We start from the raw sequence: 14,121 nt of genomic DNA, 5'->3' as shown, positions 1-14,121 counted from the left end.
TTTATTAGAAGAAGATTTACTAGATATAGAAAACTTTTTAGAAAGTTATGTAGTTGAAAAAAGAGATGAACAAAGTATAGATAATACAATAGATGTATTAAGAGCATATATGCCAAAAGAAGTTAATGAAACTATACTTAATCAAAAGAAAATTAAGTTATTAAATAATATAAAATCAAGTTTAGAACTAGTTAAATTTAATTTAAGTTTAGTTAGTAAAATATATTGGATTTTGTCTTTATTATTAATACTTGGAGGATTAATGATAACTATAAAATCCAAGTTAAATATATATACGAGTGTATTAACAATTGCACCTATACCAATATTACTAGGGTTAATTGAGTTAATCAAAGGAAAGGACGAAAATGTATGGGAATTAGAATTAAGCTATAAATATTCTTTAAAAGAAATAATCTTCTCAAAGTTGATTATAATAGGAGTATTTTCAATAGGGATAAGCTTTATAATGAGTTTGTTTTTGGTTAATACTTATTCTGAAATTAATTTATTAAAAATGATTAATATGTGGCTAATTCCAATATTCATTACAGCATCCATTTCTCTAATAATGGTTTCAATATATAGAAGTATTAATAGTATAACTTTATGTGTAGCTATATGGATAGTACAAGCAACTTTAGTAAGTGCAGAAAAGATTGAAAATATTATAGGTATAAGTAATATTACCTTATTATTTATTTTAGCAATATCAATAGTAACTATGGCAGGTTCTTTAAAATTATTTTATAAAAGAACTATAAATTATATAGATTATAAAAGTTATGATTTTTAGGAGGGGGAAAAAATGAATTTAACTATAAATGGGATTAGTAAAAAGTTTAAAGATAAGATTGCGGTAAATAATTTTAATGCAACTTTAAACACAGGGATATATGGGCTTTTAGGTCTTAATGGAGCAGGAAAAACTACTCTTATGAGAATACTTGCAGATGTTTCAGATCAAAGTAGTGGTGAAATTTTAATAGACGGAAAAAACAAAAATGAGTTAGGTGCAGATTATAGAGCTTTAATTGGATATTTACCTCAGGATGTAGGTTTTTATAAAAACTTTAGTGCAGAGAAATTTTTATATTATGCATGTGCTTTGAAGGGAATAGGGAAAGAAGAAGGTAAAATCAAGATTGATGAATTGCTAAAGTTTGTAAATCTAGATAAAGATAGAAAAAGAAAAATAGGTAAGTTTTCAGGTGGAATGAAACAAAGACTAGGAATTGCACAAGCACTTTTAAATGATCCTAAAATACTTATTTTAGATGAGCCAACAGCAGGACTAGATCCTAATGAAAGAATAAGATTTAAGAATTTAATAGCAGATATATCTAAAGATAAAATAGTAATATTATCAACTCATATTGTTTCTGATATTGAATTTATTGCAAATGAGGTTTTAGTTATGAAAGATGGAGTATTAGTAGAAAAATTAACTTCAAGTCAGATGATAGATAAAGTTAGAGGTAAAGTATATAGTCTAAAAATTAATGAAGAAATGTTATATAGTGTTCAAAGGAAATTTAAGGTATCTAATATAGTTAGAGAAAATGAAAACCTTGTAGTTAGGATTGTTGGAGATGAAAAACCAAATATACTAGGAGCTGCTTGCATAGATGAAGAACCTAATTTAGAGGATGTATTTTTATATTATTTTAATGAAGAAGGTAGTTTTTAAGGGGGTATATAAAAATGATAGAGTTAATTAAATTTGAAATAGGAAAAATATTTTCAAAAAAATCAGTATGGATAGTAATCTTTGTAGTATTATGGTCTTCATTGTCTTTAGTTTTTCATGAACAGAGAATATTAAAAAACAATGGAATAAATGGTATTAAAGAAAAACATGAGATATTAGCTCCTTATGAAGGTAAAGTTATAACAAAAGAAGGCATTGAAAATTTAAAAAAGGAGAGACATAAACTTATCAAAAAAGAAAAACTATCACCACAAGAGTTTATAAAAGCAGAATTGTTACCTTTTGATTATTGTATAGATATTGATCCAACTTATGTTGTTAATAATCAAGAATACAAGGTAGATGATATAAAAGAAGAGATAAATAAATTAAAAAGAGAAGGAAAAACCAATGCTTTTGAATATAAGAACCTTAAATATGTATATGATTTGGTTAGTCAAAAAGAGAATCCAAAATTTTATTCAAAAATGACATGGGATTATAGTGCGGATTTTGGAACTATAGCAATATTTTTATCAACTTTGGTTGCACTTGGAGTAGCCACTATATTTAGCAGTGATTATCAAAGTAATAGTGCCTCAATAGTTTTAAGTTCAAGGAATGGAAAAAATAAATTGGTATTAGCTAAAATAATATCGGCGCTATTGTTTAGTACTTTAATATTTATAATCATAAATGGTTCATATTTGATTTATACTGCAATGGAGAAATTTAAGGGTTGGGATGTTCCATTGCACTTTTCACAGTATTATGAGAGTACACCTTTTAATATTAGTATAATTGATTTTTACATAAGAGGTTTAGGAATTAGTTTTATAGGGATTATTTTATTTACTTTTTTAGCAATGCTAATATCTTTAGTTGTTAAAAATAATCTGATAGCAATGTTAATAACATTAGGTATATATCATGTTCCAATTTTTATATCATCATTTATGCCAACTAAAGAATTAGTTAAAATATTTAGGCAGTTAAATATAGCTCAGGTTATGGGGGTAGAAACAATGTTTAATGATGTTTACACTTATAACATATTTGGAAGTCTAGTTTTATACTCTAATTTACTTATTACCTTGGCAATAATAGCTATACCAGTAGTTGTATATATGATTATGCATTTTGGAAAGAAACAAACGTTATAAACTATATATAAAATGGTTAATTGTGCACATGATTTTATAAATAAAGGACCAGGACATAAAGGTGGTTATAAACCATATATAGAAATTGAGCAAAATTATATTAAGGGTATCCATAATTGTTATGAATTTATAAAATTTCATAACTAACTAAAAATCCTCATTAGTTACTTAAACTGTGAGGATTTTTTTATTATAAGAATAGAGTAGATGTATTTGTATATAAGAAATTTAAGAATAGAAAATAATAATTAGCATAAAATTTTTATTATATTATTTAACTTTATTACACTTAAGAATATAATTATGTAAACAAGAGGATAAGGATATATATTTTAAAGGGGGATTAATCTATGTATTACGGAGAAAAAGTGTGTTTAAGAGCTTACAAAGAAGGGGATATTTCTATAGCAGTAAATTTTGTAAATGATAAAGAATTAAAGAAATTTTTAGTTACAACCATACCTTTTCCAATGACTTACTGGGAAGAAGAAGAGTGGATAAAATCACAAAAATTAAATAATGAAGGTACGTATAATTATGCAATAGAAGATATTGAAACTAATAAATATATAGGTGGATGCGGAATTCAAAATGTAAATTGGCTAGCTAGAGTTGCGACTGTTGGTATAATGATAGGTGATAAAGATTATTGGGGTAAGGGATATGGAACAGATGCTATGAAAGTTTTAATAAATTTTATATTTAATGATATGAATATAAATAAAATAAGACTTGGCACGTTTTCTTTTAATGAAAGAGCTATAAAAAGTTATGAGAAATGTGGATTTAAAGTTGAAGGAGTTCTTAAGGATGAGATTTTTAAAGATGGAAAATACTATGATGAAATAATAATGTCTATTTTTAATAATAAATAAAAGTATTCTTGTATTGATAAGATGAAAGATATAATTGTTTCAGATATATAATAAGAATAAAATATCAAGAAACATATATAGAATGAATTAAATAAACCTACATCAAATAAGATGTGGGTTTATTTTTTATGAGTATTTTGATAGATATTTAACATATATGGTGGAAGGAATAATTATTATAAAATTAAAATAAATCTATAATAGAGGTGAAGTTAAGAATGGAGAAAATAAATTTAAAATATAAATGGATAGTATGGTTGCTACTAACAACATCCCTGATATTTATGATGTTTCTTAGAATGTCTACAGGAGTAATATCATCTAATTTATCAGATGGATTAGGATTTAGCACCATTCAAATATCTAATATAGCATCATTCACAATTTATTCATATGCAATCATGCAAATTCCAGCAGGTATATTAGTAGACAAGTATGGACCTAGACATGTAAGCAGTATAGGTATGATATTAGCGGGATTGGGTTCTATATTATTTGGATTAACAAGCAATCTTTTGATTATATATATTTCTCGTATAATTGTAGGACTAGGCACATCAGTTTTATTAGTATCTATATTAAAAATACAAGCAAATTGGTTTAATGTAGAGGAGTTTTCTAACTTATCTGCAAAAAGATCATTTATAGCAAATACAGGATCTATATTTGCTACATTTCCACTTGTATTTTTAGTTTCATACATAGGATGGAGGAATTCATTTTATATTATTGGTATGGGAAGCATTCTTGTAGGAATAGCAATATATATTATAGTTAGGAATAAACCTAAAGAAAATAATAGTAATACAGACTTTGATGAATCAGAAAAGGTAGTTATAAAAGAAGCTTTAAGAGAAGTAATCAAAAATAAAGCAACTTGGTATAATTTTTTTATAATGTTTGTATTAGCAGGTACCACTACAGCTTTATCAAGTCTTTGGGGGATGAGATATATAATTGATGTTTATAAAGTGAAAGACAGTGTAGCTGCATTTATAGTACCTTTTATATCTTATGGAATTATATCAGGGGCATTTATTATGAATTTAACGTCTAAGAATATAAAAATAAATCCTATAAAAATAGCTCAACTAGCTGGTTTTATATACTTAGTTATATGGTCTATTATAGTGGTAGTTTATAAGGTTAAGCCACCTATAATAATATTACCAATAGCATTTTTTATTATAGGATTTGCTAGTATAACACACTTATTTACTTTTACAGATATTAAGGAAAAGACTACCTTTAAGTACTGTGCAGTAGCTATGAGTATTGTTAATTTATCTGAATTTGTAGGAGTTGGAGTTATAAATTTATATATAGGCTATGTTTTTGAAAATATAAATGCAAATGTTATAGATTTATATAGAATTTCTTTTACTGTATTTATATGGATGAGCATAATAGCTATAATCGCTGGACAGATAGGAAGCAAAAAATAGATATATACTCTCAGTATTTGATAATCATTAAATACAAATAAAAAGCTCGACCAAGAATAGGTCGAGTTTTTATAATTTATACTAATTATAATATAAAAAATCCAGCAGCGATTATGAAATATACTGAAAGTAATTGAACGCCTTCGAGCCAGTTTGATTCTCCGTCACTAGCAACTCTATTAACTATAAGCACTGCAAAGATAAGAGAGACTAGTTCAAATGGATTAAATACTATACTCATAGGAGTGAATAGTAAGCTTAAAAATATTAAAACAGGTGCTACAAATAATATTATTTGTAAACTTGACCCAACTGCAATTTCAACAGCTACATCCATTTTATTCTTCATAGCCATAAAGATAGCTGTAGAGTGTTCAGCTGCATTTCCTATAATAGGTATCAATATCATACCTACAAAGAATTCACTAAGTCCAAGTGTTGCTGTTATAGCATCTATACCACTAACTAAGAACTCACTTTCAATGGCTATCAATACAGTAGCTATTGCTAATACTGCTATAGATTTTTTTAGTGACCATTTAGCAGTTCCTTCTTCTTCATGATTTACTGAGTATATATCCTTGTGAGTAAAAAATGAGAAAAATAAACTTAATATGTATATTACAAACATTATAACTGCAACTACTATACTAAGACCTTCATATTTAGTGTTTAAAAGTGATGAATCTATAGTATGTGTAAATACAGCAGGGATACAAAGACCTATAACTGCAAATAAAAGCATACTTGAAGATGCTTCGACTACTTTTTTATTGAATTTTTGGTTTTTATGCTTTATCCCTCCAAATAACATACTAGCACCAAGTACTAGTAATATATTTCCTATTACAGAACCTGCAATAGATGATTTTACAATATCAAATAAACCAGCCTTTAATGCAAAGAAGGATATTATAAGCTCTGTGGCATTTCCAAATGTAGCATTTAAAAATCCACCGATTTTAGCTCCAGAGTAAAAAGATATTTCTTCAGTTGCTTCTCCCATAAGACCAGCTAGTGGAATTATTGATAAAGCAGATAAAATAAACATTACTGTAGGTGGTAAGTGTATAAATTCACCTATAAAACTTATAGGTATAAAAACTAATAAGCATTTTAAAATATTCATATGTACCTCCAAAAAAATTAGATATGTTATTGTTGCATTTCTAACTTATTATAACACTAATTTATTATTTATATATGTACTTATTAAAGAAGTACCATGAAATCCACTAAAAACAACTCATTGAACTATCATAAATGCTAATTTTTAAAATATACTATTAATAGCTAAGAAAAATAAACCTAAAGTTAAAAATGTTGCAGATAGAAAAATTCAAAATTATTTAGGATTCTATGTATATAAACTCATAGAAATAAATCTATAAGGGAGGTATTTTTTATGGGAACATATGACAGTGTAAGTACAGGGATGAAAGGTTTTGACCAAACTATTGATATGTTGCGCTTAGGTGATAATGTTGTGTGGCAAGTTAATTCAATTGAAGATTATAAATATGTAGTTCAGTCTTATGTTGAGCAAGCAAAACTTGACAAGCAAAATCTAATTTATATAAGATTCGGTCAACATGAACCTATTGTCAATAATTTAGATGAAGTTAAAGTCTATGAATTAGACCCATATCTTGGTTTTGAAGATTTCACAACAACAGTTCATAACATAATTAAAAATGAAGGATTTAAAGTATTCTATATATTTGATAGTCTAACTGATTTGCAACAATGTTGGTATTCAGATCTTATGACCACTAATTTTTTTAAGGTAACTTGCCCTTGTATTTATCAGTTTAATGCTATAGCATATTTTGCAGTAATGAGAAATGCGCACACCTATGATACAATTGCCGGAATCAGAGAGACAACTCAGCTTTTGTTAGATGTTTACAAAGTAGAAGAAATTTTTTATATCCATCCCCTAAAAGTGTCTGGTCGTTATTCTCCAACTATGTTCTTCCCTCATAAAATAATAGGTGATACTGCCATTTCAATTACATCAAGTGCCGATGCTGCACAATTATTCTCGAAATTTAATTGGAGTAGCAAAAGACTTGGTTATTGGAGAATAACATATAATAAAGCTAAAAATTCTATAAATGAAGATTTTGAAACTAGAGAAAAAATGAAAGAGCTTCTTATTACTATTTTAATTGGAGCTAATTCTAAAATTCACGATATGTGTATGAAATATTTTGACCTTGCTGATGTTGTACAAATTGCTTCTCGTGAAATTGGTACAGGATTAATAGGTGGTAAAAGTATAGGTATGCTTTTAGCTACTAGAATTATTACAAAAGTAGAGGAATATAAAGAATATTTTACTCCTCTACTAGAACCTCATGACTCTTTTTATATAGGTGCGGATGTTTTCTATTCTTATATAGTTGAAAATGATATGTGGGATCTTAGAATTAAACAAAAAACTGAAGAAGGATATTTTAAATATGCATCTGAGCTTAAGAAAAGATTAGGATTGGGATGTTTCTCAAGAATGAATAAAGATCAATTTATGCATATGCTTGAATACTATGGTCAATCACCTATTATAGTTAGATCGAGTTCACTACTTGAAGATAACTTTGGGAATGCTTTTGCGGGTAAATATGAAAGTGTTTTTTGTGTAAATCAGGGAACCCCAGAAGAAAGACTTCAAGCTTTTGAAGATGCAATTCGCACTGTCTATGCAAGTACTATGAATGATGATGCTCTTAACTATAGAAAACTTAGAGGACTAGATAAACGTGACGAACAAATGGCTATATTGGTGCAAAGGGTATCTGGTGACTATTACGGTGAATATTTCTACCCCCATCTTGCAGGTGTTGGAAACTCATCTAATTTATATGTTTGGAATAAGCGTATAGATATGGAAGCAGGTATGCTTAGGCTTGTATTTGGACTTGGAACGAGAGCTGTTGACAGAATAAATAATGACTATGCAAGAATTGTTACTCTAGATGATCCTATTAGAATACCACTTATTAATTACGACGACCAACAAAAATTCTCTCAACACTACGTAGACTTACTTAATCTTAAAAGTAACCAACTTACTACAGTTGATGTAAATGAGGCTATAAAAAATGATATAAAAGCGAACCTAAATATTTTCGGATGTAAAGATTATGAAACAGAAAGAATGCTAAAACAAAGTGGGAGAGATCCATCAAAGGCACCATTCATTTTAGACTTTCAAAAAGTTCTAAAAAGTACTCAGTTTCCTAAAGTAATGAAAAGCATTTTATCTGTTTTATCTAGTGAATATAATCATCCGGTTGATATAGAATTTACAGCCAACTTTAATAAAGATGGTAACTTTAAATTTAATATAGTTCAATGTAGACCTCTTCAAACTAAAGGATTAGGTAAAACTGTGCAAGTTTCAAAGCTTTTAGATAAGAACTCTTGTCTGTTTTCTTCAGCTGGTAACTTTATGGGTGGTAATGTAAGACTCCCAATTGACTATGTAGTTTTTGTTTCAACTAAAGAATATATCAATCTCAGTCAGACAGATAAGTACTCAATTGCTAGACAAATAGGTATTGTAAATGCAGCACTAAAAAATAAAAATGCAATGTTAATGGGTCCTGGCCGTTGGGGAACTAGTACTCCTTCACTTGGTGTACCTGTTCACTTTACAGAATTATGCAATATGTCCGTTATGTGTGAAATTGCATATAGTAATGAAGGCCTAATGCCAGAACTATCTTATGGAAGCCACTTCTTCCAAGACTTAGTTGAAACGGGAATATTTTATGTGGCTTTATTTGATAATAAAGCTGATGTAATATTTAATGAAAATAAACTTAGAGAAGGTAAGAACATAGTAGGAGAGATTGTGGGTAGTGATAGGGTAAATCAAAATGTAATTAAGGTATATGATACAAAAGGTCTAGTAGTATATTCAGATATTACAGAACAAATTGTAACTTGTTCTTATAATTAATAATAGAAAAGATATTATCATAAGGTTATGGTAATATTTTTTTTCGTATTTAAGGCTATGTTTTAGATGAATTGAAAGAGCAACCGTGTTGGTCGCTCTACAGATTATTCTATATTATTATATAAAATGAAAATAACAAGAAAATTTTTACAGATATAAATACAAGATGATATAATATATATATGAAATAATGTATCTTAAAATGCAAAAAAATAGTTGGAATATAAATTAAGAAATGGAGATATTTATATGAAAAATATATTTTATTATGAAACTCAAATTGGAAGAATTGGAATTGCTCAAAATGACGAAGGTATTACTAACGTTTATATAGCGGATAAATTATCATCAGAAGGGATGGAAATAAGAGAAACTCCGCTGATTAAAGAGGCAGCAGATCAACTTAAAGATTACTTATCGGGTAAAAGATTAGCCTTTGATCTTCGACTTGCACCGCAAGGAACAGATTTTCAGAGAAAAGTATGGGATGAACTTCAGAGAATACCATATGGAGACACGCATAGTTATAAACAGCTAGCAGAAAAGATTGGGAAGCCAACAGCTGCTCGTGCTGTAGGTATGGCTAACAATAAAAATCCGATTTTAATTATAATTCCATGCCATAGAATAATCGGAAAAGATGGTAGCCTTGTTGGATATGCGGCGGGATTGAATATGAAAGAACAGCTTTTAAAAATGGAGAAGCGATACCAAAATTGTTAATAAGGAGCAGTACTATGAATATAAAGATTAGAGAACAACTTTTTGAATTGGCAGAAGATGAATATAAGGAATTTTCTTCAAGTCTTTTGCCAGGAATTGATAATTTGCTTGGTGTTCGCCTTCCTGCTTTGCGAAAAATTGCAAAACAAATTGCAAAAAAAGACTGGCGTAGTTATCTAGAAAATGCAGATGAAATGTACTTTGAAGAAATTATGTTACAAGGAATGGTACTTGGCTATGTTAATGATAATGATATTGAAGATGTTTTAGGATATATAGTAGATTTTGTACCAAAGATCAATAACTGGTCTGTTTGTGATAGTTTTTGTGTCGGGTTAAAAATGACAAATAAAAATAAAGAAAGAATATGGGATTTTTTACAACCATACCTTTCATCTGATAAAGAATTTGAAGTACGATTTGGAATAGTTATGCTGATTGATTTTTATATTGATGACGATTATATAAAATTAGTTATAGAAAAATTAGATAGTATTAGGCACGATGGATATTATGTTAAAATGGCAGTGGCTTGGGCAATTTCTATATGTTATATTAAGTTTGAAGAACTAACACTAGATTATTTAAAAAATAATAATCTTAATGATTTTACATATAATAAATCATTGCAAAAAATATGTGAGTCTTTGAAAGTTCATAAGAACAGTAAAGCTTTCATAAGAGGTATGAAGAGAAAATAATTGAGACGATATCAGTTAATGAATGCAGTAGATTGTAAATAGAAGAACAGATATACTAGTATCTAAAATTATATGATATGAAGTAAATGTAAAGTTTAATGAAATAATAATTTAAAAGCCATATTGATTAAATAGTCAATGTGGCTTTTATTTTTATTTTCTCTTTTAAGATTAGATTAAGGTATAAATGATACTCTATTTTTATCAAATAAAAATAACTATTTAAATTTATATGAATTAAAACTTAAGGAGAAAAAACTATGAATAAGAAATTTATAACGATGATATCAGCACTTTCATTATGTGTAAGTGTGACAGCATGTTCTAAAAAGGATGATACTAGTAAGTCTGAAAGTACTGCAAATTCATCAATTAATATAGCGTCTATGAAAAGTGAGAGTGTAGGAGAAGTAGATACTTTTATAAAACTTGGAAGTAAAACAACCATTGAAGGAAAAGGAGCAAAAATAGAAAATAACAAGATAACTATTACATCAGCAGGAATTTATAGTATAAGTGGGAAGTTAGATGATGGACAAATAATAGTTGATGCAGGTAAAGAAGATAAGGTATATATTATTCTAAATGGAGTAGATATAACTAGTTCTACTAGTTCTCCTATCTATGCTATGAATGCTAAAAAAGTAATAGTATCTTTAGCAGATGGTACCGAAAATAATATAACAGATGGAGAAAAATATATATTTGAAAATGAGTCTACAGACGAGCCTAATGGAGCGATATTTAGTAACGAGGATCTTGTATTTATAGGAAATGGAAAGCTTATTGTAAATGGAAATTATAATAATGGTATTGTAAGTAAAGATAAATTGAAAATTCAAAGTGGTAATATAGTAGTTAATGCAAAGAAGGATGGTATAAAAGGTAAGGATTGTATCAATGTAACAGATGGAAATGTAACTATCAAGTCTAATGGAGATGGAATGCAATCAAATAATGATAAAGATGAAACTAAAGGGTATGTGTTTATCGAAGGTGGAACAATAAATATAACTTCTGGTGAAGATGGAATACAAGCAGAAACACAAGCTTTAATTAAGGATGGTAACATAACTATAAACTCAGGTGGAGGTAGTGAAAAGAGTACTAAATTGAAGAGTGGAAATGATAACGTGCCAGGTGAAGATATGGGACCAAGACCAGATATGCCAAGTCAAGATATGAATGTTAATATGGGAGAAAGACCAGAGATGCCAGACAAAGACATGAATGTAAGCATGAGCGAGAAACCAGAAATGCCAGATGAAAATAGTAGTGAAAATACAGAAGCTATTAGTAAAAAAGCTATAAAAGCATCTTCTAATATAATTATTGAAAGTGGAAATATTAAGATAGATTCATGTGATGATTCTATTCATTCAAATAATAGTATAAAAATAAACGGAGGGACTATGAATATATCTTCTGGAGAGGATGGTATACATTCAGATTCTGAATTAACAATTAATGGAGGAAATATAAAGGTATCTAAATCTTACGAAGGAATTGAAAGTGAAGTAATAAATATTAATGATGGTAGCATACATGTTACTGCAAGTGATGATGGTATAAATGCATCAAACGCAAATAGCGAATCATCTGTTGACACTAACTCGGGTCAACATGAATCTAATGCATCTTTAAAAGCACAAATAAATATTAATGGTGGGTATGTATATGTAGATTCAAATGGTGATGGTCTAGATTCAAATGGAAATGTTAATATGAAGGATGGTACAGTAATAGTAAATGGTCCTACAAATAATGGAAATGGAAGCTTAGATTATGATGGAACATTTGATATAAGTGGGGGAACCCTAATTGCAGCTGGAAGTGCTGGTATGGCTCAAACACCAAGCAGTTCATCATCTCAAAAAACTATAAATATAAGTTTAACATCACAAGAAGCAAATATTATTGTAAATGTACAATCTGAAGATGGAAAAGATATATTAACTTTTGCACCAGCTAAAGCATATCAATCAGTTGTAGTATCTACTTCAAATATTAAGTCTAATGGGAAATACTCTGTATCTGTTGGTGGAAGTTCAACTGGAAAATCTACAGATGGATTATATTCAGATGAAAAGTATTCAGGGGGAACTAATATTGGTACTGAAACAGTGTCAGAGGTTATAACTAATATTACTCAAGATGGAGCAACAACTGCTAAAAGTATGGGAGGACCTGGAGGAAAAGGTGCCCCAGGTGGTCAAGCAACTCAATAATAAATTTAGAAATATAAAAAATCTCAGAGGATTAATACATTTGAGCTTTTTATGAGAGGATGTAGATAGATTTGACAGGAATAGAGGACCAAGTAATTGGAATGTATCCAAAAGGTATGTTTATTAGTATTTCTAATAAATACCTGATATTACTGGAATTGATTATTTCCAGTAATATCAGGTATTCAAAAATTATATTCACACAAATCTATGCACATTCTCCATAAGTTTAGAATATATGATCTAAATCACATTTCTCACTTTCTAAAATATTATCTAATGTAGTTTTTATTCTTACGATTTGCTCAAAAGACATAGATTTATCTTTTGAATAAATAGACCCATCTAATATGTCTAAATATAAACACACACTATCAAAATAATCATGATTTAATAGTTTATACCAACTGTTTTTTTCACCATAAAAATCCTTATTATATTTATCTAATTCAGATTTTGCACTTTCCCAATCATCTTGTTTTATATGAACTTCTATTATATCAATTTTAGATGTATATTCATCTCTAAATTCATAAATTTCACTATTAACATAAAATCCAAATAATATGAATAGTGTAGTCCATATTAATATATAAATTAAAGACTTCAAAGATAATCACCTCAATGTAGTTAGTTTTTCTTTTGTTGGATAAATATTTTATCATTTTCATCTAATACACAAATAAGTACATCTTTTATTCTTTCGATATGGTTAGACCTTAAAACTTCAATCAACCAATCAATATCCTTATTAATAAGCTCAATATTGTGTTTTATAACTCTTCCATCTATTATCAAAGATAAAGGTAAATGATTAAAATCTCTAGACGGAGCACCATCATAGAAAGCACTTGGTAGTACACTTAAGCTACCATCAGTTTCAAGGATAGCGTATTGAACATCACTTATTTTAAAATAACCTAGTATGCGAAGCTGTTCTAAAAGTTCATCAATACTAACTCTTTCTTTTTTTAATTCCCTATAATTTATTTCACCTTTATCAATAAGTATGGAAGGTTTGCCAGATAGAAATACTCTGAAAATCTTACTTTTTAATGTAATATAGGAAATAACTATTTGCATAACAACAAGACCTGTAACGGCTGCTATACCATTGATTATAGGTATGTTGTTATTTTCCATAGGAACTGCAGCAACTTCAGCAATCAAAAGAGTTATAACTAAATCAAATGAGTTCATTTCTGCTATTTCACCTTTACCCATAAACCTTAGTGCAAATAAAACGACTATATATAGCAAAATACTTCTTATTAATACTACAATCATTTTTATTTTCCTTTCAAAATCATATAATAAATTAGTATTACC

12 protein-coding genes are annotated in these 14,121 nt (G+C 28.2%); 9 read left to right on the top strand and 3 right to left on the bottom strand.

Translation table 11 applies throughout. The annotated features are described in order from the left end of the window. From AC11VW_RS04300 to AC11VW_RS04280, 5 genes are all read left to right on the top strand, one after another. The coding region (locus tag AC11VW_RS04300) for a hypothetical protein (protein ID WP_484300162.1) at positions 1-796 on the top strand (796 nt) is incomplete at its 5' end. Positions 797-808: 12 nt separating this feature from the next. After that, positions 809-1,690, top strand: a complete 882-nt coding sequence (locus tag AC11VW_RS04295) for an ABC transporter ATP-binding protein (RefSeq protein WP_484300161.1) — start codon at positions 809-811, stop codon at positions 1,688-1,690. A 14-nt stretch (positions 1,691-1,704) separates the two neighbouring features. Beyond that, the gene (locus tag AC11VW_RS04290) at positions 1,705-2,853 is read left to right on the top strand and encodes an ABC-2 transporter permease (RefSeq protein ID WP_484300160.1); all 1,149 of its coding nucleotides are present in this window, start codon (positions 1,705-1,707) and stop codon (positions 2,851-2,853) included. A 350-nt stretch (positions 2,854-3,203) separates the two neighbouring features. Beyond that, positions 3,204-3,728 carry a GNAT family N-acetyltransferase gene (locus AC11VW_RS04285; protein WP_484300159.1) on the top strand — a complete coding sequence of 175 codons (525 nt, stop codon included), beginning with the start codon at positions 3,204-3,206 and terminating at the stop codon, positions 3,726-3,728. A gap of 218 nt (positions 3,729-3,946) precedes the next feature. Beyond that, complete coding sequence (locus AC11VW_RS04280; protein ID WP_484300158.1) at positions 3,947-5,173, top strand: MFS transporter; 1,227 nt, start codon at positions 3,947-3,949, stop codon at positions 5,171-5,173. An 85-nt stretch (positions 5,174-5,258) separates the two neighbouring features. On the opposite strand, the gene cax is transcribed toward AC11VW_RS04280, so the two are convergent. Beyond that, entirely contained in the window at positions 5,259-6,302 is a 1,044-nt protein-coding gene (gene cax, locus AC11VW_RS04275; RefSeq protein WP_484300157.1) for a calcium/proton exchanger, read from the bottom strand. Positions 6,303-6,578: 276 nt separating this feature from the next. Between cax and AC11VW_RS04270 the strand changes: the two genes are divergently transcribed. The 4 genes from AC11VW_RS04270 to AC11VW_RS04255 all read left to right on the top strand — a co-directional run bounded on the left by AC11VW_RS04270 (position 6,579) and on the right by AC11VW_RS04255 (position 12,792). Next, the gene (locus AC11VW_RS04270) at positions 6,579-9,140 is read left to right on the top strand and encodes a PEP/pyruvate-binding domain-containing protein (protein WP_484300156.1); all 2,562 of its coding nucleotides are present in this window, start codon (positions 6,579-6,581) and stop codon (positions 9,138-9,140) included. A gap of 216 nt (positions 9,141-9,356) precedes the next feature. Beyond that, the gene (locus tag AC11VW_RS04265; protein ID WP_484300155.1) at positions 9,357-9,863 is read left to right on the top strand and encodes a methylated-DNA--[protein]-cysteine S-methyltransferase; all 507 of its coding nucleotides are present in this window, start codon (positions 9,357-9,359) and stop codon (positions 9,861-9,863) included. Then, positions 9,857-10,564: a DNA alkylation repair protein gene (locus AC11VW_RS04260; RefSeq protein ID WP_484300154.1), complete on the top strand. Its 708-nt coding sequence runs from the start codon at positions 9,857-9,859 to the stop codon at positions 10,562-10,564. Before AC11VW_RS04265 ends, AC11VW_RS04260 begins: the two co-directional genes overlap by 7 nt. A 260-nt stretch (positions 10,565-10,824) precedes the next feature. Further along, positions 10,825-12,792: a carbohydrate-binding domain-containing protein gene (locus tag AC11VW_RS04255; RefSeq protein ID WP_484300153.1), complete on the top strand. Its 1,968-nt coding sequence runs from the start codon at positions 10,825-10,827 to the stop codon at positions 12,790-12,792. 229 nt (positions 12,793-13,021) lie between these two features. Here the strand turns inward: AC11VW_RS04255 and AC11VW_RS04250 are convergent, their stop codons facing one another. Together AC11VW_RS04250 and AC11VW_RS04245 are read right to left on the bottom strand one after the other, a co-directional pair. Beyond that, complete coding sequence (locus AC11VW_RS04250) at positions 13,022-13,402, bottom strand: DUF4363 family protein (protein WP_484300152.1); 381 nt, start codon at positions 13,400-13,402, stop codon at positions 13,022-13,024. A 20-nt stretch (positions 13,403-13,422) separates the two neighbouring features. Further along, positions 13,423-14,079, bottom strand: a complete 657-nt coding sequence (locus AC11VW_RS04245; RefSeq protein WP_484300151.1) for a DUF421 domain-containing protein — start codon at positions 14,077-14,079, stop codon at positions 13,423-13,425. Positions 14,080-14,121 lie beyond the last annotated feature (42 nt).

The organism is Romboutsia sp. (assembly GCF_056995035.1).
The sequence above is the reverse complement of the archived record's forward strand: the minus strand, read 5'-3'. Positions and strand labels throughout refer to the sequence as shown.